This is a genomic window from Citrobacter sp. Cpa228 (genome assembly GCF_030333085.1).
GTDB classification, from domain to species: domain Bacteria; phylum Pseudomonadota; class Gammaproteobacteria; order Enterobacterales; family Enterobacteriaceae; genus Citrobacter; species Citrobacter pasteurii.
This window is the reverse complement of sequence record NZ_JAOWGQ010000057.1, coordinates 1-24,568: the sequence shown is the minus strand read 5'-3', so window position 1 is coordinate 24,568 and position 24,568 is coordinate 1. Positions and strand designations below refer to the sequence as shown.

Genomic DNA, 24,568 nt, shown 5'->3' with positions numbered 1-24,568 from the left:
GGGAATAATAAACACTGGCTGGCGGGTAAAAAAAGTAACAATGGGTGGTTTAGTAATTAAATTAATCAAATTCAATGATAATTCAGCCCTCTGATACGCTAAAAAAATCGAACACGTCAAATTTCCCTCACATCCCTAAGACTATACTATTGTACCTATAAAGGAGCAGTGGAAACGCGTTCATAACCTGTTTGAAGCCGATTAAGCATCTGAATTCGGACGGGGATGAAATAACAACAATCTGGAGGAATGTCGTGCAAACCTTTCAAGCCGATCTTGCCATTATAGGCGCCGGTGGCGCGGGATTACGTGCTGCAATTGCTGCCGCACAAGCAAATCCCAACGCTAAAATCGCACTGATCTCAAAAGTGTACCCAATGCGCAGCCATACCGTTGCTGCCGAAGGCGGCTCTGCTGCTGTCGCGCAGGATCATGACAGCTTTGACTACCATTTTCACGATACGGTAGCAGGCGGAGACTGGCTGTGTGAGCAGGATGTCGTGGATTACTTTGTCCACCACTGCCCAACTGAAATGACGCAACTGGAACAATGGGGCTGCCCATGGAGCCGCCGTGAAGACGGTAGCGTCAACGTACGTCGCTTCGGCGGCATGAAAATCGAGCGTACCTGGTTTGCCGCGGATAAAACCGGCTTCCACATGCTGCATACGCTGTTCCAAACTTCATTGCAGTTCCCGCAAATTCAGCGCTTTGATGAACATTTCGTTCTGGATATCCTGGTGGACGACGGTCATGCTCGCGGCCTGGTCGCCATGAACATGATGGAAGGCACCCTGGTCCAAATCCGTGCAAACGCAGTCGTGATGGCAACGGGCGGCGCGGGTCGTGTTTACCGTTACAACACCAACGGCGGCATCGTAACCGGCGACGGTATGGGCATGGCGCTGAGCCACGGCGTTCCGCTGCGTGATATGGAATTCGTTCAGTATCACCCAACTGGTCTGCCTGGTTCCGGTATCCTGATGACTGAAGGCTGCCGCGGTGAAGGCGGTATTCTGGTCAACAAAAACGGCTATCGTTATCTGCAAGACTACGGCATGGGCCCAGAAACTCCGCTGGGCGAGCCGAAAAACAAATATATGGAACTCGGTCCGCGCGACAAAGTTTCTCAGGCTTTCTGGCACGAATGGCGCAAAGGCAACACCATTTCCACTCCGCGTGGCGATGTGGTTCACCTCGACCTGCGTCACCTCGGCGAGAAAAAACTGCTCGAACGTCTACCGTTCATCTGCGAACTGGCGAAAGCCTACGTGGGTGTCGATCCGGTTAAAGAACCGATCCCGGTACGTCCGACCGCGCACTACACCATGGGCGGTATCGAAACCGATCAGCACTGTGAAACCCGCATTAAAGGTCTGTTCGCTGTCGGCGAATGTTCCTCTGTTGGTCTGCATGGCGCTAACCGTCTGGGTTCTAACTCCCTGGCGGAACTGGTGGTCTTCGGTCGTATGGCCGGTGAACAAGCTGCGGAACGCGCTGCAACGGCTGGCGCTGCAAACAGTGCCGCTCTGGATGCACAGGTTGCTGGCGTTGAAAAACGTCTGAAAGACCTGGTTAACCAGCAAGGTAACGAAAACTGGTCTAAGATCCGTGACGAAATGGGCATTTCCATGGAAGAAGGTTGCGGTATCTACCGTACGCCGGAACTGATGCAGAAAACCGTTGATAAGCTGGCGGAACTGCAGGAGCGCTTCAAGCGCGTACGTATCACTGATACTTCCAGCGTCTTCAACACCGACCTGCTGTACACCATCGAACTGGGTCACGGTCTGAACGTTGCTGAATGTATGGCGCACTCCGCTCTGGCACGTAAAGAATCCCGCGGCGCGCACCAGCGTCTGGATGAAGGCTGCACCGAGCGTGACGACGTGAACTTCCTCAAACACACCCTCGCCTTCCGCGATGCTGACGGCACGACTCGCCTGGAATACAGCGACGTGAAAATCACCACTCTGCCACCGGCTAAACGTGTTTACGGTGGCGAAGCGGAAGCAGCCGATAAGAAGGAGAAGGCGAATGGCTGAGATGAAAAACCTGAAAGTTGAGGTGGTGCGCTATAACCCGGAAACCGATACCGCGCCGCACAGTGCTTTCTACGAAGTTCCTTATGATGAAACCACGTCACTGCTGGATGCGCTGGGCTACATCAAGGATAACCTGGCACCGGATCTGAGCTACCGCTGGTCCTGCCGTATGGCGATCTGCGGCTCCTGCGGCATGATGGTCAACAACGTGCCAAAACTGGCGTGCAAAACCTTCCTGCGTGATTACACCAACGGTATGAAAGTTGAAGCGCTGGGCAACTTCCCGATTGAGCGCGATCTGATCGTCGACATGACGCACTTTATCGAAAGCCTGGAAGCGATCAAACCGTACATCATCGGTAACCCGCGTACACCGGATCAGGGTCCAAACACCCAGACTCCGGCGCAAATGGCGAAGTATCATCAGTTCTCCGGTTGCATCAACTGTGGTCTGTGCTACGCCGCGTGCCCGCAGTTCGGCCTGAACCCTGAGTTCATTGGACCGGCTGCGATTACGCTGGCGCATCGTTACAACGAAGATAGCCGCGACCACGGTAAGAAGGAGCGTATGGCTCAATTGAACAGCCCGAACGGCGTCTGGACCTGTACTTTCGTGGGCTACTGCTCCGAAGTCTGCCCGAAACACGTCGATCCGGCTGCGGCCATTCAGCAGGGTAAAGTTGAAAGTTCAAAAGACTTTCTTATCGCTACCCTGAAACCACGCTAAGGAGTGCACGATGACGACTAAACGTAAAGCCTATGTGCGGCCAATGACGTCCACCTGGTGGAAAAAGCTGCCATTTTATCGTTTTTACATGCTGCGTGAAGGCACGGCAGTCCCGGCAGTCTGGTTCAGCATTGAACTGATTATCGGCCTGTTTGCACTCAAGCATGGTGCAGAGTCCTGGATGGGCTTTGTCGCCTTTTTGCAAAACCCGGTGGTGGTAATCCTTAACATTATCGCCCTGGCAGCAGCGCTGCTGCATACCAAAACCTGGTTTGAGCTGGCGCCGAAAGCCGCCAACATCATCGTAAAAGACGAAAAAATGGGGCCAGAGCCGATCATCAAAGGTCTCTGGGCAGTCACTGTGGTTGCTACAGTAGTCATACTGTTTGTTGCCCTGTTCTGGTAAGGAGTCCGGAATGATTAATCCAAATCCAAAACGCTCTGACGAACCCGTATTCTGGGGCCTGTTTGGTGCAGGCGGTATGTGGAGCGCAATCATTGCGCCGGTAATGATCCTGCTGGTAGGCATTATGCTGCCGCTGGGCTTTGTTCCTGATGCTTTCAGCTATGAACGCGTACTGGCATTCGCTCAGAGCTTCATCGGACGTGCGTTTCTGTTCCTGATGATCGTTCTGCCGCTGTGGTGTGGTTTACACCGTATGCACCACGCGATGCATGACCTGAAAATCCACGTGCCTGCTGGCAAATGGGTATTCTACGGCCTGGCTGCTATCCTGACCGTTGTAACAGCGATTGGCATTCTGACTATCTAATCGCAGCTGTTACCTATTGGGCCCGCCACTGGCGGGCCTTTTTATTTGTGCACAACGCCGATCAACCAGCGGGAAAACTCACGCATCGCAGGCGTCTCCGGACGGGATTGCAATCGCGTAATCCAGTAACTTCCCAAATCAATCTGCGTTAAAAACGGTTGTACGATACGTTCACTACTGAGCAAATGCGTGAACATTCTGACCGGGGCGATTGCCACGCCAATTCCCGCCTGCGCAGCTTCCAGCATGGTGACCGACGAGTCAAACACCACCACATTGTGCGTTGGTGAAGGGGGAGCCTCTCCGGCGGCCTGCATCCACAGCGCCCATTCATCACGCCGATACGATCGTAATAGCGGAAATTTCAGGATATCTGCAGGAGTCTGAATCCGAGAGGCCAGCGCGGGCGAACAAAGCGGAGACATCAGCGCGCTACATAAATATTGCGCATCGGTATCGTGCCAGGCTCCACCACCATAACGAATGGTATAATCCAGCCCCTCTGCAGCAGGATCAACACGGTTATTATGCGTGGAAAGCTGTAAATCGATATGCGGATAACTCCGTTTAAAATCGTGCAGAAGTGGGAAAAGGCACCCCACCGCAAAAGTGCCCACCACACCAATTTTCAGTTTTTCCTGAGCCTGGTTACCGGCAAAGCGGTCTAACATCGCCGCCATACGATCGAAAGAATCATTAAGTACAGGTAACAGACTCTCACCTTCTGTCGTGAGCATCAGGCCTCGTGAAACGCGAATAAAGAGCTGACAATTCAACTGCTGCTCCAACGCTTTCACATGCTGGCTGATGGCAGAATGCGTTACATTCAGCTCAATTGCTGCGCGGGTAAAGCTGAGATGCCTGGCGGCCGCTTCAAAAGCCCGTAGAGAATTAAGTGGGATATAGCTACGCGTCATCATCTAACCCGTTAGAAAAACTTATATCTGCTGCTAAATTTAACCGTTTGTCAACACGGTACAAATCAAACAAACTGGTCGCGTCTGATGGGCCCGGACACCCTTTCGCTTTTTATTACGGAAATGATTTCATGATGAAAAAATCGTTATGCTGCGCGCTACTGCTGGCCGCCCCTTTCTCCACGTTTGCCGCCCCTAAGACAGAACAACACATTGCCGATATCGTTAACCGCACCATCACACCGCTGATGAAGGAACAGGCTATTCCGGGTATGGCCGTGGCCGTTATCTACCAGGGAAAACCGTATTACTTTACCTGGGGTAAAGCTGATATCACCAATAATCGTCCGATCACACAGAACACACTGTTCGAACTCGGTTCAGTCAGTAAGACCTTCAATGGCGTGCTGGGCGGCGATGCGATCGCCCGCGGCGAAATCAAACTCAGCGATCCGGTCACTCGGTACTGGCCGGAACTCACAGGCAAACAGTGGCAGAACATTAGTCTGCTGCACTTAGCCACATACACGGCAGGTGGCCTGCCGCTTCAGATCCCCGACGAGGTGACGGATAAAACCGCATTGCTGCACTTTTATCAAAACTGGCAACCTCAGTGGGCTCCGGGCGCTAAACGTCTCTATGCTAACTCCAGCATTGGTCTGTTTGGCGCACTGGCGGCGAAACCTTCAGGGATGAGCTATGAAGAGGCACTGACCAGACGCGTCCTGCAACCATTAAAACTCACACACACCTGGATTACGGTTCCACAGAGAGAACAAAAAGATTATGCCTGGGGCTATCATGAAGGAAAGCCAGTGCATGTTTTCCCCGGCCAACTTGATGCCGAAGCCTATGGCGTGAAATCCAGCATCATCGATATGACCCGTTGGGTTCAGGCCAACATGGACGCCAGCCAGGTTAAGGAGAAAACACTCCAGCAGGGCATTGAGCTTGCGCAGTCACGTTACTGGCGTATTGGCGATATGTATCAGGGACTGGGCTGGGAGATGCTGAACTGGCCAGTGAAAGCCGACTCGATAATCAGCGGTAGCGACAGCAAAGTGGCGCTGGCAGCGCTGCCCGCCGTTGAGGTAAATCCGCCAGCCCCGGCCGTGAAAGCCTCATGGGTGCATAAAACAGGGTCTACTGGCGGATTTGGCAGTTACGTTGCCTTCGTGCCAGAAAAAAATCTTGGCATCGTGATGCTGGCAAACAAAAGCTACCCTAACCCGGCTCGCGTAGAGGCCGCCTGGCGCATCCTGGAAAAGTTGCAATAACTGACAAAGAGGTCCGGTAAATCGGGCCTCCATTCTTGATCTTTTTTTCCTGCTGTCATCTACACTTAACAAAAAACAGCAAGGAAAACACTATGCGCATTCTGCCCGTCGTTGCTGCAGTTACGGCTGCATTTCTGGTTGTTGCTTGCAGTTCCCCTACACCGCCGAAAGGCGTTACCGTGGTGAATAACTTTGATGCCAAACGCTATCTGGGCACCTGGTATGAAATTGCACGTTTCGACCATCGATTCGAGCGTGGACTGGAAAAAGTGACCGCAACCTACAGCCTGCGCGACGACGGCGGCATCAATGTGATCAACAAGGGCTATAACCCAGACAGGGAAATGTGGCAGAAAACCGAGGGTAAAGCCTATTTCACCGGCGATCCAAACCGCGCTGCGCTCAAGGTCTCGTTCTTCGGCCCTTTCTATGGCGGGTATAACGTGATTGCGCTCGATAGGGAATATCGTCACGCGCTGGTCTGCGGCCCGGATCGCGACTATCTGTGGATCCTCTCTCGTACCCCAACGATTTCAGATGAGATGAAACAGCAGATGCTGGCAGTCGCGACCCGGGAGGGGTTTGAAGTGAACAAGTTGATTTGGGTAAAACAACCCGGCGCTTAGTGGGTGCTGAGCTTCAGGCCAATAATGCCGGCAACAATCAACCCCAGGCTGAGCAGACGCGCCGGACTGGCTGATTCGCCCAATAGCAGAATGCCGGTAATGGCTGCCCCTACCGCGCCAATCCCGGTCCAGACGGCATAAGCCGTACCAACCGGTAGCGTTCTCATCGCCCAGGAAAGCATAGCGATACTGACGATCATCGCCGCAATGGTGATAATACTTGGCGTTAAACGGGTAAAACCGTGGGTATATTTCAGACCAATCGCCCAGACAACTTCAAGCAGGCCCGCGATAAGTAAAACGATCCAGGACATAACAGGCTCCAGTACACGATGGGGCCGTCCCCGGGTGAAAGATGCGTTTGCAGGTCGTCCTGCAAAGCGGATGTATGAAATGGCATTTTTGCCCGGGAGAAAATGAATTTCAACCTTTTTATTCATTGCTTACTTAAAGCAAGAATTAAGCCCAATTAGAGGCGTAGTTCCCGCATTTGGCTCACATTGGACTTCTCTATGATGAAGAGCTTTCTGAACTCAGAAAGCCATTTGATCCTCTTCTGAATGCGAAAGGTTTATGCTTAAAATTTTAGTGATTGACCGGTGCCACTTTACCCGCACAGGGATAGAGGCCTTGCTTAATCATTCTGGTATGTTCAACTCTTCATTTCTGGTGTCAGGGATTAATAATCTGATGTTGGCTAAAGAGCATATTTTGCAGTGGAAGCCTCATCTGGTAATCGCAGATTTATGTAGTTTTCTCAGCGATATTCACTCCAGCCCCCCCATCGCACCATTTTTTATGAGCTGCGGCGCCATCCCGCTGATTTTACTACAATCAGGTGACCGATCGCATAACCCAATCGATCATCCTCACTCTGCCGTTCACTCGACATTGTCCAAACACATCACGTTGCATGATCTTTCGCGCACGATCCAGAATGCACTACAGATCCGCCCCGTATTGGATACACCTAAAAATGCCACACCGCTGCTTACACCACAGGAAGAGAAGGTACTGTCGTTGTGGATGGATGGCGTTGATAACAATGCAATAGCCGCCGCGCTCTGCATTCATGGTAAGACGGTATACACCTATAAGCGAAATATCCGTATGAAGCTGCACCTGGGGAATCGCTTTTCACCGTTTCTCTCTCTACCTGAGAAGATGAATTAACGGTACGACGGTGCGTCGTACCGTTCATAGTTATTGCTGAGCCTTTGTCGCTGCACCAGAAATGGCACTACCGCCCTCAGAAATATCCTGACCTACGCCTCGCGTCGTATTACACGCCGTTAATACGGAAGAAAGTACCAACACAGAAAAGATCGCAGCAATTGTCTTCTTAACCATAACGCCTTCCTTTTCTAGCCAATATTGTTTGTGTATAGCTACTTAATAATAGACAAGATCTGGGGGGGTGACGGATAAACGACCATTTTTAAGACAATATGAGGGGACTAGCTGGCAGCGTGAGAAATTGAATTACCGAGATGTTTGATATCTTCACCGAAGCCGCGCGCCGTATTACAGCCCGCCAGGAGGGTGCTGGTGAAAAGGATAAGCATTACAAGACCGAGAAGACGTTTCATCATTCCTGCCCTGGAAAAGTATGGCGCAGCAATCTGCACCAACATCTTAGAAATACGCAAAATCATTCAGGCCGCCTGATGCAGCCTGAAAGATGAAGAATATTACTTCACGCGGGATACGTATTCGCCAGAGCGGGTATCCACTTTGATGACTTCGCCGATCTGTACGAACAGCGGAACTTTAACCACTGCACCGGTGGACAGCGTCGCTGGTTTACCACCAGTACCTGCAGTGTCACCTTTCAGACCTGGGTCAGTTTCAATGATTTCCAGCTCAACGAAGTTCGGTGGGGTCACGGAGATAGGCTGACCGTTCCACAGGGTCACGATGCACTCAGCCTGATCCAGCAGCCATTTAGCGCTATCACCTACCGCTTTCGCGTCAGCAGCAAGCTGTTCGAAAGTGGAGTTGTTCATGAAATGGTAGAACTCACCGTCGTTGTACAGGTAAGTCAGGTTCATATCGACAACGTCTGCGCCTTCTGCGGAGTCGGTGGATTTGAAGGTTTTCTCTACACGAGTACCGGTCAGCAGGCGGCGCAGCTTAACGCGTGCAAATGCCTGGCCTTTACCCGGTTTAACGAATTCACTGGCTTCAACCGCATAAGGTTCGCCATCCATCATGATTTTAAGACCGGCACGAAAATCGTTGCTATAGTAAGTCGCCATAAGGCCCTCTGAAATTGTTAACTGGTAGCTAAGCCACAAAATGGCGCATATTGTAACCCTAAACACCCCATCCAGAGAAGATTGGTTAGTACAACTTGCCGATGTTCTCACCGATCCGGATGAACTATTACGTCTTTTGAATATAGACGCTGATGAAAATTTGCTCGCTGGTCGTGAGGCAAAACGTCTTTTTGCCCTTCGCGTGCCACGATCGTTTATCGCACGCATGGAGAAAGGCAACCCCAACGATCCGCTACTGCGTCAGGTGCTTACCTCGCAGGATGAATTCGTTGCCGCCCCCGGATTCTCTACCGATCCACTGGAAGAGCAGCACAGCGTCGTTCCTGGATTGCTGCACAAATATCGCAACCGGGCGCTGCTGCTGGTAAAAGGCGGATGTGCGGTAAACTGCCGCTATTGCTTCCGTCGCCACTTCCCGTATGCCGAGAACCAGGGGAATAAACGTAACTGGCAGGTGGCCCTGGACTACATTAGCGCACATCCTGAGCTGGATGAGATTATTTTCTCCGGTGGCGATCCCCTCATGGCTAAGGACCACGAGCTTGACTGGTTGCTCACGCAACTGGAAACCATCCCGCATATTAAGCGTCTGCGAATTCACAGCCGTTTGCCGATTGTTATCCCGGCGCGCATTACTGAAGGACTGGTCGAGCGTTTTGCGCACTCTTCCCTGCAGATTCTGCTGGTCAATCACATTAATCACGCGAACGAAATTGATGAGACATTTCGTCAGGCAATGGCCAGCTTGCGTAAAGTGGGTGTCACATTGCTTAATCAAAGCGTCCTGCTGCGTGGCGTGAACGACAACGCACAAACGCTGGCAAACCTGAGCAATGCACTGTTTGATGCGGGCGTAATGCCCTATTACCTGCATGTTTTGGATAAAGTGCAAGGAGCCGCTCACTTTATGGTGAGTGACGATGAGGCGCGGAAAATCATGCGAGAGCTGCTGACGCTGATTTCAGGCTATATGGTCCCAAAACTGGCGCGCGAAATTGGCGGTGAGCCCAGTAAAACGCCGTTGGATTTGCAATTACGCCAACAATAGTCATTATTGAGTGTCCGATTTCGGACACTCGACACGATTACTTATCATTTAAATTCCAACAAGTGGAGCCACACTTTTAATCTGTGCTATTTTAATTAGCGCTGTAAAATCATTCATTCGTAAATTTTATCAATAGTTTCAAATGCAGAACATCAATAAATATATGGTTAGGGAGAACCTTTGATGGCTATCAGTATTAAAGGTATTAATACCGGCGTTATTCGTCAGAAGAATGAATTTGTTGCTTTGGCATTAAAGATAAAAGAACCAAGAAATAAAGAGTCGCTGTTTTTTCTTTCTCCGCTTGGGCTAAGAGACTTGTTTATTGCTCTGGAAAGCAAGCTATACGCCAAACATCAACTAAGCGAAGACGAGCGTGTGCAATATGAGAAAGAATGCGAGAAAGCCAGCAAAAAGATGCACGAAAATATTCCCTTAATTCAGGAAGATGAGTTAAAGAATGCGGATATTAACCGTCGCATAAATTCACTGACGTTAGTGGATGATAAAGGGGAGAACTTAGCATTTTCTCTGACGCTGCATGACGGGAAAACAGATGAATTACTGATTAATGAATTACAGATTCAGGTGTTGGCGCATGCAATTATTCATGCAATAAATAATGCTGGCATGCGGGATTTAGCGCTACGAATTACATCGCTGCTGGATTTTCTGCCGCTGTACGATGTGGATTGCCAGCAAAACGACAATCTGGAATACGATTCTTATACACAACCCGAATGGAAACATAACCTGTTTAATCATTATCTGGCGATTATTTACCGCTATACGGATGATAAAGGAAAAGCCCAGTACTGTGGTTCGGTAGTAAAAACTCGCGCTCTTTCCGGCAGCAAAGAGGCCGAAGCCATTACTCGCCGTCTGCTCGATTTCAGCCCACGGCTGAAAAAACTTGCCGGTGTACCGTGCCAGGTGTTTGTCAGAACGTTGACGGGTGATAAGACGCAAAAGCTCAATCAGGATCAGTGCCTGCGCGCGCTGCATCATTTACGCGTTCAGTCTGCGCATAAGACTCAGAATGCCTGATGGCGCTGCGCTTATCAGGCCTACGATTGCATGAGCCTGTCCAGGCCACTTTATTACACAAAATCATTCAATCTGCATCGCGGCGGCAAGCGAAGAAAATCCCCAGGAGCATAGATAACTATGTGACTGGGGTTTCACAGCGCAGCCAACAAAGGGGCTGGTTGAAGGATGAAGTGTAATCAGTTAGGGCACTTATAAACCTGGCCATTCATCTCGCTGGCAGTCGGTACAAAGCTGGACAGCATTCCCTGGGATGGGCTGCTGACGCCATAAATCACGTTACCGCCCATTGCAGCGGCCTGGTTACGCAGATCGTTCGCCGCGCCACGCATAGAGCCGCCCTCTTCGCCATGCTGGCCAGAAAGCCAGTTGCTCTGTTTACCGGTCGCAGTGCCGATCAACTGACACTCAGCACCTGGCTTATCTTCAACAAAGCGAACGCTTTGTCCGGCTGAACTCAGTTCGTTGCTGGAGCTACAACCCGCCATCAGTAGCGCGGCACCAACGATCCCTGCTAAATATTTCACGTGCATGTTATTCCCCATAATCAATGAGCTGGACCTTATGTCCATAGCTGAATCATATACTAAAAAGATGACCAAAAGAAAAACCCCCGGACATTTCTGCCCGAGGGTTTCTCAATTCTGAGAGGTTCAGAACAACATGATTACATCATGCCGCCCATACCGCCCATGCCGCCCATACCACCAGCAGCACCTAAGTCAGGCGCATCGCCTTTCGGCAGGTCGGTAACCATGCACTCGGTAGTGATCATCAGACCCGCAACAGAAGCCGCGTACTGCAGAGCAGAACGAGTTACTTTGGTTGGATCCAGGATACCCATGTCGATCATGTTGCCGTATTCTTCAGTTGCAGCGTTGTAACCGTAGTTACCGTCACCGGCTTTCACGGTGTTAGCCACTACAGACGGCTCTTCGCCGCAGTTCAGTACGATTTGACGCAGTGGGGATTCCATTGCGCGCAGCGCAACTTTGATACCTACGTTCTGGTCTTCGTTCTGACCTTTCAGGCCGGCAATTTTAGACGCTACGCGAATCAGCGCAACACCACCACCAGCAACCACGCCTTCTTCTACCGCAGCACGGGTAGCGTGCAGGGCATCTTCAACGCGGGCTTTCTTCTCTTTCATTTCAACTTCAGTCGCAGCGCCAACTTTGATAACCGCAACGCCGCCTGCCAGTTTCGCTACGCGCTCCTGCAGTTTTTCACGGTCATAGTCGGAAGTTGCTTCTTCGATCTGCTGACGAATCTGAGTCACGCGACCCTGGATTGCAGCTTCGTCGCCCACGCCATCGATGATGGTGGTGGTATCTTTGTTGATAACAACGCGTTTCGCCTGACCCAGATCTTCCAGAGTTGCTTTTTCCAGCTCCATACCGATCTCTTCAGAGATAACGGTACCACCGGTCAGGGTAGCGATATCCTGCAGCATTGCTTTACGACGATCGCCGAAGCCAGGTGCTTTAACCGCAGCGACTTTCACGATACCGCGCATGGTGTTAACAACCAGAGTTGCCAGCGCTTCGCCTTCAACATCTTCAGCGATGATCAGCAGCGGTTTGCCTGCTTTCGCTACAGCTTCCAGAACCGGCAGCATTTCGCGGATGTTGGAGATTTTCTTGTCAGCCAGCAGGATGAACGGGCTTTCCAGTTCTACTGCGCCAGTTTCCGGCTTGTTGATGAAGTAAGGAGACAGGTAGCCGCGGTCGAACTGCATACCTTCAACCACGTCCAGTTCGTCCTGCAGACCGGTACCGTCTTCAACGGTGATCACGCCTTCTTTACCGACTTTGTCCATCGCTTCAGCGATCAGTTTACCTACGGTTTCGTCGGAGTTAGCGGAGATAGTACCAACCTGAGCAATAGCTTTAGAGTCGGAGCACGGTACGGACAGTGCTTTCAGTTCTTCAACAGCAGCAGCGACAGCTTTGTCGATACCACGTTTCAGATCCATCGGGTTCATGCCCGCAGCAACGGCTTTCAGACCTTCAGTGATGATGGACTGAGCCAGTACGGTTGCGGTGGTGGTACCGTCACCTGCAGCGTCGTTCGCTTTAGAGGCAACTTCTTTCACCATCTGCGCACCCATGTTTTCGAACTTGTCTTCCAGTTCGATTTCACGTGCTACGGAAACACCATCTTTAGTGATGGTCGGTGCACCGAAAGATTTATCCAGAACTACGTTACGGCCTTTTGGACCGAGGGTAACTTTCACTGCATCTGCCAGTACGTTTACGCCGCGCAGCATTTTCACACGAGCGTCGTTACCGAATTTTACGTCTTTAGCTGCCATTTTCTCTTTCCCTTAAATTCGTATGTTCAGTGTCGTTCGCGGATTAGGCTTCAACAATTGCCAGGATGTCGCTTTCAGACATGATCAACACTTCTTCATTGTCGATCTTCTCAGATTTAACACCGTAGCCATCGTTGAAAATAACGATATCGCCGACTTTCACGTCCAGCGGCTGTACGGTACCGTTGTCCAGGATGCGACCCTTACCGACAGCGATGATTTCGCCACGAGTTGATTTACCTGCTGCAGAACCAGTCAGTACGATGCCGCCAGCAGATTTGGATTCAACTTCTTTACGTTTGACGATCACACGATCATGTAACGGACGAATACTCATTGATAGCTCTCCTTTGAGAAAGTCTTTATCAGTTATGGGTGACGCCGGCCCGTAAACGGTTTCCCGGCTAGTGACCAGAGAGATGGGGATGGGGTTTTGTGCCTTCAAGGGGGCAAGCGAAAAAAATTTTTTATCAGCAGAAAATCCCGCCAAAACGCCGACACACCTCACATTTCATAACGATTTCAGTCACGTCGTCATAAGCAAATCTGATTGTGATACCATCAAAAATCTGCGCTATAGCCCGGTCAACGGGCATAAACGGATAACAACTTATGAGTGGACTGAAACAAGAGCTGGGACTGGCTCAGGGCGTTGGCCTGTTGTCGACATCATTGTTAGGTACAGGCGTTTTCGCCGTCCCCGCGCTGGCTGCGCTGGTGGCTGGCAATAACAGCCTGTGGGCATGGCCGGTGCTGATTGTTTTGGTCTTTCCCGTGGCGATTGTCTTCGCCGTTCTGGGACGTCATTTTCCCAGTGCGGGCGGCGTGGCGCATTTTGTCGGCATGGCCTTTGGCTCACGCCTGGAGCGCGTCACCGGGTGGCTGTTTTTGTCGGTGATTCCCGTCGGTTTGCCTGCGGCATTGCACATCGCCGCCGGATTTGGTCAGGCGATGTTTGGCTGGCATGACGAGCAGCTTCTGCTGGCTGAGCTGGGTACGCTGGCATTGGTTTGGTATATCGGCTCCCGCGGCGCCAGCTCAAGCGCTAATCTGCAAACGGTCATTGCCGGACTGATCGTCGCGCTGATTGTCGCCATCTGGTGGGCTGGCGAGTTGAAACCGAGTGAGATCCCCTTTCCTGCCATCGACAAGATTGAGTTTCCCGGGCTTTTTGCCGCGCTGTCGGTGATGTTCTGGTGCTTTGTTGGCCTTGAAGCATTCGCACACCTGGCCTCTGAATTCAAAAATCCGGAACGGGATTTCCCGCGCGCCCTGATGATTGGCCTGCTACTGGCCGGTTCCGTGTACTGGGCATGTACCGTCGTTGTGCTACATTTTGATGCCTATGGTGAACAGATGGCAGCGGCGGCATCGCTGCCTGAAATCGTCGTCCAACTGTTTGGCGTTCACGCCCTGTGGGTTGCCTGCATCATTGGTTATCTGGCCTGCTTTGCCAGCCTGAACATTTATATCCAAAGTTTCGCCCGTCTGGTGTGGTCGCAAGCACAATATAAACCTGAGAGCTATCTGGCTCGCCTGTCCCCTCGCCATCTTCCGGCCAATGCGCTAAACGCGGTATTGGGTTGCTGCGTCGTCAGTACCTTGTGCATCTATATGCTACAAATCAATCTCGATGCGTTAATTGTCTACGCTAACGGCATCTTTATTATGATTTATCTGCTATGCATGCTGGCAGGGTGTCGATTGCTAAAAGGGCACTATCGCGTACTGGCTACAGTGGGGGGGCTGCTGTGCCTACTGCTGCTGGCGATGGTCGGCTGGAAGAGTCTGTATGCGTTGATTATGCTGATGGGGCTGTGGCTGTTTTTACCGAACCGGAAAATGGCGGAGGCCAAATAATCAGTAAAAAAGCCCGGTGTCGCGAACGCTTACCGGGCCTACCGGGTCAGTCACGGCGATCGTCATCTTTATGATCAAGGCGGTTACGATCGTCATCCTTGCGCTGAAATTCACCGTCAAAGGTATCACCGCCACCGGTTCCGGCACTAAATCCACCACCTGGCATACGAGAAAAACGCAAATGCGGCAGTAACTTCATGGTCAAATGTTTCTGCACCGGGGGTAATAAAAGAAGAAGACCGAGGAAATCGGTGAAGAAACCAGGTAACACCAACAGTAAGCCGGCGATAATCAGCGACACGCTCTTGATCATTTCTGCAGCCGGACTTTCACCTGCTGCCATTTTCTGTTGCATCAGTAAAAAGTTCTTAAACCCTTGGTTACGAACCAGAGACATACCGATAACCGAGGTAAAAATAACCAAAATCAGGGTCATCAGGACACCCAGCACATGGGCGACCTGGATAAAAATAGATATCTCTATGTAAACATAGAGAAAAATGGCAAGTAATGGTATCCAGCGCAAAGGGCTCTCCTGTTGAAAACAGTCGTTTTCACCAACAACTGTTCGAAAATTGTGTGACTTGCATCACTCTAATATTGTGGTGATTAGCAAAATTTCAAGCTACTTGTACACTAATATTTGGTGTTAATCCTAAAGGGGTGATCTATTTCACAGAATAATAAATAAGGGGTAAATTCCACGCTTTAAGTGATCCAGATTACGGTAGAAATCCTGAACCAGCATATGATCTCGGGTATCAGACCGATGCAGGGGATAATCGTCGGTCGAGAAACAATCGAAATCACATATATCCTGTGTGTTTAGTCAAATCATTGGCAGCTTGAAAAAGAAGGTTCACATGTTAAACAACATTCGTATCGAAGAAGACTTGTTGGGTACCAGGGAAGTTCCAGCGGACGCTTACTATGGTGTTCACACTCTGAGAGCGATTGAAAACTTCTACATTAGCAACAACAAAATCAGTGACATTCCTGAATTTGTTCGCGGCATGGTAATGGTTAAAAAGGCAGCGGCACTGGCCAACAAAGAGCTGCAAACTATTCCTAAGAGTGTGGCAAATGCCATCATCGCGGCGTGTGATGAAGTCCTGAATAACGGAAAATGCATGGATCAATTCCCGGTAGATGTTTACCAGGGTGGTGCGGGTACCTCCGTCAACATGAACACCAACGAAGTGCTGGCCAATATCGGTCTGGAACTGATGGGTCACCAGAAAGGTGAATATCAGTACCTGAACCCGAACGACCACGTCAACAAATGTCAGTCTACCAACGACGCTTACCCGACCGGTTTCCGTATCGCTGTTTACGCATCCATCATCAAACTGATTGATGCTCTGAACCAGCTGCGTGAAGGCTTCGAGCAAAAAGCAGTTGAATTCCAGGACATCCTGAAAATGGGTCGTACCCAGCTGCAGGATGCTGTACCGATGACCCTCGGTCAGGAATTCCGTGCTTTCAGCGTACTGTTGAAAGAAGAAGTGAAAAACATTGGTCGTACCGCTGAGCTGCTGCTGGAAGTTAACCTCGGCGCAACTGCAATCGGTACGGGTCTGAACACACCGAAAGAGTACTCTCCGCTGGCAGTGCAAAAACTGGCTGAAGTGACCGGTTTCGCCTGCGTTCCGGCAGAAGACCTGATTGAAGCCACCTCCGACTGCGGCGCATACGTTATGGTGCACAGTGCACTGAAACGTCTGGCTGTGAAAATGTCCAAAATCTGTAACGACCTGCGTTTGCTCTCCTCTGGCCCACGTGCCGGCCTGAATGAGATCAACCTGCCGGAACTGCAGGCGGGCTCTTCCATCATGCCAGCAAAAGTGAACCCGGTTGTTCCAGAAGTTGTAAACCAGGTGTGCTTTAAAGTCATCGGTAACGACGTCACTGTTACCATGGCATCTGAAGCAGGTCAGCTGCAGCTGAACGTAATGGAACCTGTTATCGGCCAGGCAATGTTCGAATCTATCCACATCCTGAGCAACGCTTGCTACAACCTGCTGGAAAAATGCGTTAGCGGTATCACTGCTAACAAAGAAGTGTGTGAAGCATTCGTTTATAACTCCATCGGTATCGTCACCTACCTCAACCCGTTCATCGGTCACCACAACGGCGATATCGTCGGTAAAATTTGTGCCGAAACCGGTAAGAGCGTGCGTGAAGTTGTCCTGGAGCGCGGTCTGTTGACCGAGGCAGAACTGGACGATATCTTCTCTGCACAGAACCTGATGCACCCGGCTTATAAAGCAAAACGTTATACTGATGAAAGCGAACAGTAATCGTGTAGGGTAGTACCAGAGAGGGCACGTCATGATGACGTGCCTTTTTTCTTGCACCAAGTTACTTAAAAACAACAATTTAATATCAACTTGTTAAACAACAAGGAAGGCTAATATGATAGTTTTAGAACTTATCATCGTTTTGCTGGCAATCTTTTTAGGTGCCAGACTTGGGGGTATCGGTATTGGATTTGCAGGTGGGCTGGGTGTTCTGGTTCTCGCCGCTATTGGCGTAAAACCGGGTAATATTCCGTTCGATGTTATTTCCATTATCATGGCGGTTATCGCTGCTATCTCTGCCATGCAGATTGCAGGTGGTCTGGACTATCTGGTTCATCAAACTGAAAAACTGCTGCGTAAGAACCCGAAATACATCACGATCCTTGCACCGATCGTGACCTATTTCCTGACTATCTTCGCGGGTACCGGCAACATCTCTCTGGCAACGCTGCCAGTTATCGCTGAAGTCGCGAAGGAGCAAGGGATCAAACCTTGCCGTCCGCTCTCTACTGCCGTGGTTTCTGCACAGATTGCGATTACCGCATCACCTATCTCTGCGGCCGTAGTTTACATGTCTTCCGTCATGGAAGGTCATGGCATCAGCTACATTCACCTGCTGTCCGTGGTCATTCCGTCCACCCTGCTGGCCGTTCTGGTGATGTCTTTCCTGATCACTGCACTGTTCAACTCCAAACTGTCTGACGACCCGATTTATCGTAAGCGTCTGGAAGAAGGCCTGGTTGAACTGCGCGGTGAAAGACAAGTTGAAATCAAAGCCGGTGCGAAAACCTCCGTTTGGCTGTTCCTGCTGGGCGTGGTTTGCGTAGTTGTATACGCCATCATCAACAGCCCAAGCCTTGGCCTGGTCGCTAAACCGCTGATGAACACCACCAACGCAATCCTGATCATCATGCTGAGCGTCGCGACGCTGACAACGATCGTCTGCCGCGTTGAAACTGACTCCATCCTGAACTCCAGCACCTTCAAAGCCGGTATGAGCGCCTGTATTTGTATCCTGGGTGTTGCATGGCTGGGTGATACCTTCGTATCTCACAACATTGACTGGATCAAAGATACTGCAGGTAGCGTAATTCAGGGTCATCCGTGGCTGCTGGCCGTCATCTTCTTCTTTGCTTCTGCTCTGCTGTATTCTCAGGCTGCAACGGCTAAAGCACTGATGCCGATGGCTCTGGCACTGAACGTTTCTCCACTGACCGCTGTAGCGTCTTTCGCTGCGGTTTCTGGTCTGTTCATTCTGCCTACCTACCCAACTCTGGTTGCTGCGGTTCAGATGGATGACACCGGTACTACCCGTATCGGTAAATTCGTCTTTAACCATCCGTTCTTCATCCCGGGTACTCTGGGTGTGGTTCTGGCTGTCTGCTTCGGCTTCTTGCTGGGTAGCTTCATGCTGTAAGACTTTACTGCAGGGTGCCTTCGCGCCCTGCAGTTCCTCCTCTTCATCACCCTGCTTTAGCTAACATCCTTCCCTCGTCCGTTGTATAGTGACCACTCTTTAGCTGGTTACTCTGTTCTTTCGAGGTGTTTATGCTTGATGTTAAGAGTCAGGATATCTCCATCCCCGATACCGTTGTGGTGCTCTGTACCGCCCCGGATGAAGCAACAGCCCAGGATCTGGCTGCAAAAGTACTGGCAGAAAAACTGGCCGCCTGCGTGACGCTGCTGCCCGGTGCAACATCTCTCTATTATTGGGAGGGTAAGCTGGAGCAGGAATATGAAGTCCAGATGATTTTAAAAACTACCGTCACACACCAGCAAGCGCTTCTCGATTGCCTGAAGTCTCATCATCCGTATCAAACCCCTGAACTTCTGGTTTTACCCGTCACTCACGGAGACTTTGATTACCGCTCATGGCTCAACGCATCCTTACGCTGATCCTGCTGCTATGCAGCACATCCACTTTTGCCGGATTATTTGATTCGCCTGGCCGCTCGCAGTTTGTCCCTGCCGACCGGGCATTTATTTTTGATTTTCAGCAAAATCAACATGACCTGAACCTCTCATGGCAGGTAAAAGACGGCTACTATCTGTATCGCAAACAGATAAGCATTACGCCATCTCAGGCCGATATCGCTGAGGTAAAACTTCCGCCGGGTGTCTGGCATGAAGATGAGTTTTACGGCAAAAGTGAGATTTACCGTAAACAGTTGACCATCCCGGTCACGGTCAATCAGGCAAAATCTGGCGCCACATTAACGGTCACGTACCAGGGCTGTGCCAACGCCGGATTTTGCTATCCGCCGGAAACCAAAACCGTTCCACTCAGTGAAGTCATGGCTCATACAGATGCGATGCCTACACCAACACCTGATACAGTCGCCCCGGAAGAACAATCACAGCCAGCCGCCCAACTCCCCTTTTCCGCACTGTGGGCATTGCTGATCGGGATTGGCATTGCCTTTACCCCCTGTGTACTGCCGATGTATCCACTGATTTCCGGCATCGTACTCGGCGGCAAGCAGCGCTTATCAACCGGGCGGGCTCTGCTGCTGACCTTTATCTACGTCCAGGGAATGGCGCTCACCTACACTGCTCTGGGCCTGGTCGTTGCGGCTGCCGGGCTACAGTTTCAGGCCGCGCTACAGCATCCCTATGTATTGATTGGGCTTGCCATTGTCTTTTCGCTGCTGGCTCTGTCGATGTTCGGCTTGTTCACATTACAACTCCCTTCCTCACTGCAAACGCGTCTGACATTGATGAGTAACCGCCAGCAGGGCGGTTCTCCGGGCAGCGTATTTACAATGGGGGCGATTGCTGGACTGATCTGTTCCCCTTGCACCACGGCACCACTGAGCGCGATTTTGCTGTATATCGCTCAGAGCGGGAATATGTGGCTGGGAGGCGGTACGCTGTATCTGTACGCATTGGGGATGGGATTACCCCTGATGCTGATTACCGTATTTGGTAACCGTCTGCTGCCGAAAAGTGGCCCATGGATGGAACACGTCAAGACCGCTTTTGGTTTCGTCATCCTTGCGCTTCCCGTCTTTTTACTCGAGCGGATTATCGGTGATGAGTGGGGCATTCGCCTGTGGTCACTGCTTGGCGTAGCATTCTTTGCCTGGGCGTTCATCACCAGTCTGCAGGCAAAACAAGGCTGGATGCGTATCGTGCAGATCATTCTGTTAGCCGCCGCGCTGGTCAGCGTACGACCATTGCAGGACTGGGCGTTCGGTGCGCCACATGCTCAAAACCAGACGCATCTTAACTTTACGCCGGTAGCATCGGTAGATGCGCTAAATCAGGCGCTGGCACAAGCTAAAGGCAAGCCCGTTATGTTGGATCTGTATGCCGACTGGTGCGTGGCCTGCAAAGAGTTTGAGAAGTATACGTTCAGCAACCCGCAGGTTCAGCAAGTGCTCAGCGACACAGTGCTTTTGCAGGCGGATGTGACGGCAAACAATGCCCAGGATGTTGCTCTGCTGAAGCATTTACAGGTTTTAGGTTTGCCGACTATTTTGTTCTTTGACGCTGAGGGGAAAGAGCACCCGGAGGCTCGGGTAACGGGCTTTATGGATGCCGCAGCCTTCAGCGCACATTTGCGCGATCGCCAACCGTGAGCGACACTTGCAACAGGAAATACGGAGGAGAATACCGTGCAACGTGAAGATGTCCTGGGAGAAGCCCTGAAATTACTTGAGGTTCAAGGGATAGCCAATACCACGCTGGAAATGGTGGCCAAACGTATCAATTATCCTCTTGATGAACTACAACGCTTTTGGCCCGATAAAGAGGCCATTCTGTACGATGCGTTACGTTACCTCAGCCAGCGGGTAGATATCTGGCGGCGTCAGCTTTTGCTGGATGATACCCTGAGTGCTGAACAGAAATTACTGGCGCGCTACAACGCGCTGTCCGAATGCGTGAGCAATAATCGCTATCCCGGTTGCCTGTTTATCGCTGCCTGCACGTTTTACCCCGATCCAGGCCATCCTGTCCATCAGTTGGCCGATCAGCAAAAAAAGGCGGCGCATGACTTCACCCATGAGTTGCTGACGACGCTGGAAGTTGATGACCCGGCAATGGTCGCCAAACAGATGGAACTGGTGCTGGAGGGCTGCCTGAGTCGTATGCTGGTTAATCGCAGCCATGCTGATGTAGAAACAGCACATCGTCTGGCCGAGGATATCCTGCGTTTTGCTCAGTGTCGTATGGGCGGGGCGCTGACCTAAACGAGCATTCCTTTCCTGCGCACGGCTAAAACCGCACCATCTTCACGGTGGTGCGAAATACCCTGTTATTCACCTTGTCTTACCATCCCCCCTTCCACCTGGATTATCAGGAAAGTTTGTGCAAACGTCAGGCAAAAACACACAGATTGCCGTAATATTAAGCGGTTGAGCAGCTTTTCCAGAAATTTGATTGACTGGCATGCGTGAATACGGTTTAATGCGCCCCGTTGCCCGGATAGCTCAGTCGGTAGAGCAGGGGATTGAAAATCCCCGTGTCCTTGGTTCGATTCCGAGTCCGGGCACCAAATTCATATCAACGGACCTCCACGGAGGTCCGTTTTTGCATTCTGAGCCCGCAAAAATCAACACTTCTACAATTCCTTAACTCCACCCAATTCAATCAACTTCAACCCGCATCAAGTCCCTTGCGAGGGTACAACTGAGGGTATAGTCTGATTCGATAAAATTTATACCCCTTTTACTATCAGGAGACCCCGCCAATGGCGCTCACTGACGCGAAAATCCGAGCAGCAAAGCCGGATGAAAAACCTTATAAACTTGCCGACAGCGGCAACATGTTTTTACTCGTTCACCCTAACGGCTCGCGCTACTGGCGGCTCCGCTACCGGTTTCTGGGCAAAGAGAAAACGCTCGCTCTGGGTGTCTATCCTGAAGTCTCGTTATCAGAAGCAAGGGAAAAACGCGATACGGCGAGGAAGCTGATAGCTGAGGGAACTGACCCGTGCGAACAGAAACGGATCAAAAAGTCAGTACCCGAAGCAGCTCAGACATTTGAAGGCATCGCAAGGCAGTGGCATAAGAGTAACAAAAAATGGTCAGCCTCACATAGTGAGAAGATACTGAAAAGCCTCGAAACTCATGCGTTTCCCTTTATTGGCTCACGTGATATTACCACCCTCAGGACTCCCGATTTACTTGTTCCAGTAAAGGCTGCCGAAGCCAAAGAGATCTATGAAATTGCAGCGCGCCTTCAGCAGCGTATCACTGCAATCATGCGCTATGCTGCCCAGTCAGGCATTATCACCTATAACCCTGCCGTGGATATGGCTGGCGCGTTAACCACGGTGAAACGCCAGCACCGCCCTGCCCTCGCCTTAAATCGCATTTCAGAGCTTCTTGAACGACTGGATGGATACAGAGGACAACCTCTCACCCGACTGGCAACTAAACTCACTCTGCTTATCTTCATCCGTTCCAGTGAACTACGCTTTGCCAGGTGGTCTGAGATCGACTTTAAGAAAGCCATGTGGACCATTCCTCCTGAGCGGAAACCTATTGAAGGGGTCAAGTATTCCCATCGTGGCTCAAAAATGCGAACAGAGCATCTTGTGCCACTATCTACTCAGGCGGTGAATATACTGAAGCAGATCCACACTATCAGCGGAGAACATGAACTGATTTTCACCGGCGATCACAATCCATGGAAACCCATGAGTGAGAACACTGTAAATAACGCACTGCGTCTGATGGGCTATGATACAAAGGTCGATGTCTGTGGTCACGGCTTCCGGGCAATGGCCTGTAGTTCGTTGATTGAGTCAGGTCTTTGGTCCAGGGATGCGGTCGAACGTCAGATGAGCCATATGGAACGTAACACAGTGCGGGCTGCGTATATCCATAAAGCGGAACATCTGGATGAGCGAAAGCTGATGTTGCAGTGGTGGGCTGATTTTCTGGATGCTAACAGGGAACAGAGTGTCAGCCCTTTTGACTATGCAAAAATTAATAATCCTTTGAGAAGGTGACAGAACTCCATACACACACATGCTCTTCCCTCACAGGGGAAGAGCACTCATTGATAAAATACTGGCGTACAACCCCGAAGATAATCAGGGAGCACGCTGATTGATAGGACCGGAATTGTTACGCTCATGGCGACCATGAGGGGCAGTCCATGTACTGATGGTGCATGTAGTTGAATTTTCACCTTACTGGTATGAACTTAGTCTTCTGTATTTTCTGAATGGAGAATACATTAAAGGTGCGATAGCTTTTCGCCACGGTTTTACCACAAAATCTTACACCGCGGAAATTTACATCCCTTTCCACTTGCTGTGCGGCATAATCTTTCTGGCGGACCCGATACCGCTGAAGATTATTATGTAACATACAACTCGTTATGGGGACAATATCCAGAAACATTGATGTTTGTAAACTGACTGTATAATCACTCATCTGTAATGCGTGAACTGGAAGAAATAATTAAATGTGTCGAAATGCTGATGCAGAAAGATGTTTTTGAATATGCGAAAGTATTTTAAGACAGAAGAAGAATCGACGAGCGACTTTCTGAGAAAATTGTACAGAAATATAGAAGAAATGAAGGGGGAATATGTTTTGCCTTGGATATTTCCGTTTTCAGTAGAGATGAAGGGTAATGACTCCAACTTATTGATAGTGTTTTATGTTCAGATAATGCCCGATGACTTTGTCATGCAGCTCCACCGATTTTGAGAACGACAGCGACTTCCGTCCCAGCCGTGCCAGGTGCTGCCTCAGATTCAGGTTATGCCGCTCAATTCGCTGCGTATATCGCTTGCTGATTACGTGCAGCTTTCCCTTCAGGCGGGATTCATACAGCGGCCAGCCATCCGTCATCCATATCACCACGTCAAAGGGTGACAGCAGGCTCATAAGACGCCCCAGCGTCGCCATAGTGCGTTCACCGAATACGTGCGCAACAACCGTCTTCCGGAGCCTGTCATACGCGTAAAACAGCCAGCGCTGGCGCGATTTAGCCCCGACATAGCCCCACTGTTCGTCCATTTCCGCGCAGACGATGACGTCACTGCCCGGCTGTATGCGCGAGGTTACCGACTGCGGCCTGAGTTTTTTAAGTGACGTAAAATCGTGTTGAGGCCAACGCCCATAATGCGGGCGGTTGCCCGGCATCCAACACCATTCATGGCCATATCAATGATTTTCTGGTGCGTACCGGGTTGAGAAGCGGTGTAAGTGAACTGCAGTTGCCATGTTTTACGGCAGTGAGAGCAGAGATAGCGCTGATGTCCGGCAGTGCTTTTGCCGTTACGCACCACCCCGTCAGTAGCTGAACAGGAGGGACAGCTGATAGAAACAGAAGCCACTGGAGCACCTCAAAAACACCATCATACACTAAATCAGTAAGTTGGCAGCATCACC

Annotated in this window: 26 protein-coding genes, 1 tRNA gene and 1 pseudogene; 18 read left to right on the top strand and 10 right to left on the bottom strand. The window is 50.7% G+C overall.

The genetic code is table 11. The features are described from left to right. Window positions 1–254 precede the first annotated feature (254 nt). Genes frdA through frdD form a run of 4 tightly spaced genes read left to right on the top strand, consistent with a single transcriptional unit; the run spans window position 255 to window position 3,545 of the window. Window positions 255–2,045: a fumarate reductase (quinol) flavoprotein subunit gene (gene frdA / locus OGX91_RS23665; protein WP_005122152.1), complete on the top strand. Its 1,791-nt coding sequence runs from the start codon at window positions 255–257 to the stop codon at window positions 2,043–2,045. Then, on the top strand, window positions 2,038–2,772 hold the full coding sequence (frdB, locus tag OGX91_RS23660) for a fumarate reductase iron-sulfur protein (RefSeq protein ID WP_008785993.1): 735 nt from the start codon (window positions 2,038–2,040) through the stop codon (window positions 2,770–2,772). The genes frdA and frdB overlap by 8 nt, the downstream gene beginning before the upstream one ends. Window positions 2,773–2,782: 10 nt before the next feature. Continuing rightward, window positions 2,783–3,178: a fumarate reductase subunit FrdC gene (gene frdC / locus OGX91_RS23655; RefSeq protein WP_003025537.1), complete on the top strand. Its 396-nt coding sequence runs from the start codon at window positions 2,783–2,785 to the stop codon at window positions 3,176–3,178. 10 nt (window positions 3,179–3,188) lie between these two features. Continuing rightward, the gene (gene frdD / locus OGX91_RS23650; protein ID WP_003025535.1) at window positions 3,189–3,545 is read left to right on the top strand and encodes a fumarate reductase subunit FrdD; all 357 of its coding nucleotides are present in this window, start codon (window positions 3,189–3,191) and stop codon (window positions 3,543–3,545) included. Window positions 3,546–3,586: 41 nt separating this feature from the next. Here frdD and ampR read toward each other — a convergent pair whose 3' ends face one another. After that, the gene (gene ampR / locus OGX91_RS23645) at window positions 3,587–4,462 is read right to left on the bottom strand and encodes a LysR family transcriptional regulator AmpR (RefSeq protein ID WP_005122151.1); all 876 of its coding nucleotides are present in this window, start codon (window positions 4,460–4,462) and stop codon (window positions 3,587–3,589) included. 131 nt (window positions 4,463–4,593) lie between these two features. Here ampR and blaCMY point away from each other — a divergent pair, with 131 nt between their 5' ends. After that, window positions 4,594–5,739, top strand: a complete 1,146-nt coding sequence (gene blaCMY, locus OGX91_RS23640; RefSeq protein WP_286627447.1) for a CMY-2 family class C beta-lactamase — start codon at window positions 4,594–4,596, stop codon at window positions 5,737–5,739. A gap of 92 nt (window positions 5,740–5,831) precedes the next feature. Next, the gene (locus tag OGX91_RS23635; RefSeq protein WP_005122149.1) at window positions 5,832–6,365 is read left to right on the top strand and encodes a lipocalin family protein; all 534 of its coding nucleotides are present in this window, start codon (window positions 5,832–5,834) and stop codon (window positions 6,363–6,365) included. Here OGX91_RS23635 and sugE read toward each other — a convergent pair. Next, window positions 6,362–6,679 carry a quaternary ammonium compound efflux SMR transporter SugE gene (gene sugE / locus OGX91_RS23630; protein ID WP_000118520.1) on the bottom strand — a complete coding sequence of 106 codons (318 nt, stop codon included), beginning with the start codon at window positions 6,677–6,679 and terminating at the stop codon, window positions 6,362–6,364. The two genes, OGX91_RS23635 and sugE, sit on opposite strands and share 4 nt — an antisense overlap. Window positions 6,680–6,938: 259 nt before the next feature. Between sugE and OGX91_RS23625 the strand changes: the two genes are divergently transcribed. Then, window positions 6,939–7,538, top strand: coding sequence for a LuxR C-terminal-related transcriptional regulator (locus OGX91_RS23625; protein ID WP_149692430.1), 600 nt, complete (start codon window positions 6,939–6,941; stop codon window positions 7,536–7,538). Window positions 7,539–7,568: 30 nt separating this feature from the next. Here the strand turns inward: OGX91_RS23625 and ecnB are convergent, their stop codons facing one another. The 3 genes from ecnB to efp form a co-directional block, all read right to left on the bottom strand. Continuing rightward, window positions 7,569–7,715 carry a lipoprotein toxin entericidin B gene (ecnB, locus tag OGX91_RS23620; protein ID WP_003025482.1) on the bottom strand — a complete coding sequence of 49 codons (147 nt, stop codon included), beginning with the start codon at window positions 7,713–7,715 and terminating at the stop codon, window positions 7,569–7,571. A 107-nt stretch (window positions 7,716–7,822) separates the two neighbouring features. Continuing rightward, on the bottom strand, window positions 7,823–7,957 hold the full coding sequence (gene ecnA, locus OGX91_RS23615; RefSeq protein ID WP_040232999.1) for a lipoprotein antitoxin entericidin A: 135 nt from the start codon (window positions 7,955–7,957) through the stop codon (window positions 7,823–7,825). Between the two features lie 99 nt (window positions 7,958–8,056). Further along, the gene (efp, locus tag OGX91_RS23610; protein WP_005120972.1) at window positions 8,057–8,623 is read right to left on the bottom strand and encodes an elongation factor P; all 567 of its coding nucleotides are present in this window, start codon (window positions 8,621–8,623) and stop codon (window positions 8,057–8,059) included. Window positions 8,624–8,663: 40 nt separating this feature from the next. Between efp and epmB the strand changes: the two genes are divergently transcribed. Beyond that, the gene (gene epmB / locus OGX91_RS23605) at window positions 8,664–9,692 is read left to right on the top strand and encodes an EF-P beta-lysylation protein EpmB (protein ID WP_286627445.1); all 1,029 of its coding nucleotides are present in this window, start codon (window positions 8,664–8,666) and stop codon (window positions 9,690–9,692) included. 183 nt (window positions 9,693–9,875) lie between these two features. Next, complete coding sequence (gene yjeJ, locus OGX91_RS23600) at window positions 9,876–10,739, top strand: YjeJ family protein (RefSeq protein ID WP_040232941.1); 864 nt, start codon at window positions 9,876–9,878, stop codon at window positions 10,737–10,739. A gap of 179 nt (window positions 10,740–10,918) precedes the next feature. Here the strand turns inward: yjeJ and OGX91_RS23595 are convergent, their stop codons facing one another. The 3 genes from OGX91_RS23595 to OGX91_RS23585 form a co-directional block, all read right to left on the bottom strand. Next, window positions 10,919–11,272 carry a DUF4156 domain-containing protein gene (locus OGX91_RS23595; protein WP_005120974.1) on the bottom strand — a complete coding sequence of 118 codons (354 nt, stop codon included), beginning with the start codon at window positions 11,270–11,272 and terminating at the stop codon, window positions 10,919–10,921. A 134-nt stretch (window positions 11,273–11,406) separates the two neighbouring features. Next, window positions 11,407–13,053, bottom strand: a complete 1,647-nt coding sequence (gene groL / locus OGX91_RS23590) for a chaperonin GroEL (protein WP_003025464.1) — start codon at window positions 13,051–13,053, stop codon at window positions 11,407–11,409. A 43-nt stretch (window positions 13,054–13,096) separates the two neighbouring features. After that, window positions 13,097–13,390, bottom strand: a complete 294-nt coding sequence (locus OGX91_RS23585) for a co-chaperone GroES (RefSeq protein WP_000027827.1) — start codon at window positions 13,388–13,390, stop codon at window positions 13,097–13,099. A 275-nt stretch (window positions 13,391–13,665) separates the two neighbouring features. Here OGX91_RS23585 and yjeH point away from each other — a divergent pair, with 275 nt between their 5' ends. After that, window positions 13,666–14,913, top strand: a complete 1,248-nt coding sequence (gene yjeH, locus OGX91_RS23580; RefSeq protein ID WP_286627444.1) for an L-methionine/branched-chain amino acid transporter — start codon at window positions 13,666–13,668, stop codon at window positions 14,911–14,913. A 46-nt stretch (window positions 14,914–14,959) separates the two neighbouring features. Here the strand turns inward: yjeH and OGX91_RS23575 are convergent, their stop codons facing one another. After that, a complete protein-coding gene (locus tag OGX91_RS23575; RefSeq protein WP_005120978.1) occupies window positions 14,960–15,439 on the bottom strand; it encodes an FxsA family protein in 480 nt (159 codons plus the stop codon). Window positions 15,440–15,776: 337 nt separating this feature from the next. On the opposite strand from OGX91_RS23575, the gene aspA reads away from it, so the two are divergent. From aspA to OGX91_RS23535, 8 genes and pseudogenes are all read left to right on the top strand, one after another. Further along, window positions 15,777–17,213 (top strand): aspartate ammonia-lyase, encoded by a 1,437-nt coding sequence (gene aspA / locus OGX91_RS23570; RefSeq protein WP_040232935.1) that lies wholly within the window; start codon window positions 15,777–15,779, stop codon window positions 17,211–17,213. Window positions 17,214–17,328: 115 nt separating this feature from the next. After that, the gene (gene dcuA / locus OGX91_RS23565) at window positions 17,329–18,630 is read left to right on the top strand and encodes an anaerobic C4-dicarboxylate transporter DcuA (protein WP_003025449.1); all 1,302 of its coding nucleotides are present in this window, start codon (window positions 17,329–17,331) and stop codon (window positions 18,628–18,630) included. 131 nt (window positions 18,631–18,761) lie between these two features. Continuing rightward, window positions 18,762–19,109: a divalent cation tolerance protein CutA gene (cutA, locus tag OGX91_RS23560; RefSeq protein ID WP_003025447.1), complete on the top strand. Its 348-nt coding sequence runs from the start codon at window positions 18,762–18,764 to the stop codon at window positions 19,107–19,109. Next, the gene (locus OGX91_RS23555) at window positions 19,085–20,794 is read left to right on the top strand and encodes a protein-disulfide reductase DsbD (RefSeq protein ID WP_155021453.1); all 1,710 of its coding nucleotides are present in this window, start codon (window positions 19,085–19,087) and stop codon (window positions 20,792–20,794) included. The genes cutA and OGX91_RS23555 overlap by 25 nt, the downstream gene beginning before the upstream one ends. A 36-nt stretch (window positions 20,795–20,830) precedes the next feature. Beyond that, a complete protein-coding gene (locus OGX91_RS23550) occupies window positions 20,831–21,406 on the top strand; it encodes a transcriptional regulator (protein WP_286627441.1) in 576 nt (191 codons plus the stop codon). Between the two features lie 229 nt (window positions 21,407–21,635). Then, a tRNA-Phe gene (locus OGX91_RS23545) sits at window positions 21,636–21,711 on the top strand. 195 nt (window positions 21,712–21,906) lie between these two features. After that, on the top strand, window positions 21,907–23,172 hold the full coding sequence (locus OGX91_RS23540; protein WP_171278910.1) for a tyrosine-type recombinase/integrase: 1,266 nt from the start codon (window positions 21,907–21,909) through the stop codon (window positions 23,170–23,172). 46 nt (window positions 23,173–23,218) lie between these two features. Further along, a pseudogene (locus tag OGX91_RS23535) lies at window positions 23,219–23,881 on the top strand (hypothetical protein); the annotation flags it as partial. Here OGX91_RS23535 and OGX91_RS23530 read toward each other — a convergent pair. After that, window positions 23,816–24,513 (bottom strand): IS1-like element IS1A family transposase gene (locus OGX91_RS23530; protein WP_103215986.1). Its coding sequence is split into 2 segments (ribosomal slippage): window positions 23,816–24,264 and window positions 24,264–24,513, totalling 699 coding nucleotides; the frame shifts between segments, so codons are not numbered across the junction. The pseudogene OGX91_RS23535 and the gene OGX91_RS23530 overlap by 66 nt on opposite strands. Window positions 24,514–24,568 lie beyond the last annotated feature (55 nt).

What these genes read in the sequence shown, in the direction of transcription:
- frdB (WP_008785993.1), top strand. Translation starts at nt 2,038, where the DNA reads ATGGCTGAGATGAAAAACCTGAAAGTTGAGGTGGTGCGCTATAACCCG.
- frdC (WP_003025537.1), top strand. Translation starts at nt 2,783, where the DNA reads ATGACGACTAAACGTAAAGCCTATGTGCGGCCAATGACGTCCACCTGG.
- frdD (WP_003025535.1), top strand. Translation starts at nt 3,189, where the DNA reads ATGATTAATCCAAATCCAAAACGCTCTGACGAACCCGTATTCTGGGGC.
- ampR (WP_005122151.1), bottom strand. Translation starts at nt 4,462, where the DNA reads ATGACGCGTAGCTATATCCCACTTAATTCTCTACGGGCTTTTGAAGCG.
- blaCMY (WP_286627447.1), top strand. Translation starts at nt 4,594, where the DNA reads ATGATGAAAAAATCGTTATGCTGCGCGCTACTGCTGGCCGCCCCTTTC.
- OGX91_RS23635 (WP_005122149.1), top strand. Translation starts at nt 5,832, where the DNA reads ATGCGCATTCTGCCCGTCGTTGCTGCAGTTACGGCTGCATTTCTGGTT.
- sugE (WP_000118520.1), bottom strand. Translation starts at nt 6,679, where the DNA reads ATGTCCTGGATCGTTTTACTTATCGCGGGCCTGCTTGAAGTTGTCTGG.
- OGX91_RS23625 (WP_149692430.1), top strand. Translation starts at nt 6,939, where the DNA reads ATGCTTAAAATTTTAGTGATTGACCGGTGCCACTTTACCCGCACAGGG.
- ecnB (WP_003025482.1), bottom strand. Translation starts at nt 7,715, where the DNA reads ATGGTTAAGAAGACAATTGCTGCGATCTTTTCTGTGTTGGTACTTTCT.
- ecnA (WP_040232999.1), bottom strand. Translation starts at nt 7,957, where the DNA reads ATGATGAAACGTCTTCTCGGTCTTGTAATGCTTATCCTTTTCACCAGC.
- efp (WP_005120972.1), bottom strand. Translation starts at nt 8,623, where the DNA reads ATGGCGACTTACTATAGCAACGATTTTCGTGCCGGTCTTAAAATCATG.
- epmB (WP_286627445.1), top strand. Translation starts at nt 8,664, where the DNA reads ATGGCGCATATTGTAACCCTAAACACCCCATCCAGAGAAGATTGGTTA.
- yjeJ (WP_040232941.1), top strand. Translation starts at nt 9,876, where the DNA reads ATGGCTATCAGTATTAAAGGTATTAATACCGGCGTTATTCGTCAGAAG.
- OGX91_RS23595 (WP_005120974.1), bottom strand. Translation starts at nt 11,272, where the DNA reads ATGCACGTGAAATATTTAGCAGGGATCGTTGGTGCCGCGCTACTGATG.
- groL (WP_003025464.1), bottom strand. Translation starts at nt 13,053, where the DNA reads ATGGCAGCTAAAGACGTAAAATTCGGTAACGACGCTCGTGTGAAAATG.
- OGX91_RS23585 (WP_000027827.1), bottom strand. Translation starts at nt 13,390, where the DNA reads ATGAGTATTCGTCCGTTACATGATCGTGTGATCGTCAAACGTAAAGAA.
- yjeH (WP_286627444.1), top strand. Translation starts at nt 13,666, where the DNA reads ATGAGTGGACTGAAACAAGAGCTGGGACTGGCTCAGGGCGTTGGCCTG.
- aspA (WP_040232935.1), top strand. Translation starts at nt 15,777, where the DNA reads ATGTTAAACAACATTCGTATCGAAGAAGACTTGTTGGGTACCAGGGAA.
- dcuA (WP_003025449.1), top strand. Translation starts at nt 17,329, where the DNA reads ATGATAGTTTTAGAACTTATCATCGTTTTGCTGGCAATCTTTTTAGGT.
- cutA (WP_003025447.1), top strand. Translation starts at nt 18,762, where the DNA reads ATGCTTGATGTTAAGAGTCAGGATATCTCCATCCCCGATACCGTTGTG.
- OGX91_RS23555 (WP_155021453.1), top strand. Translation starts at nt 19,085, where the DNA reads ATGGCTCAACGCATCCTTACGCTGATCCTGCTGCTATGCAGCACATCC.
- OGX91_RS23540 (WP_171278910.1), top strand. Translation starts at nt 21,907, where the DNA reads ATGGCGCTCACTGACGCGAAAATCCGAGCAGCAAAGCCGGATGAAAAA.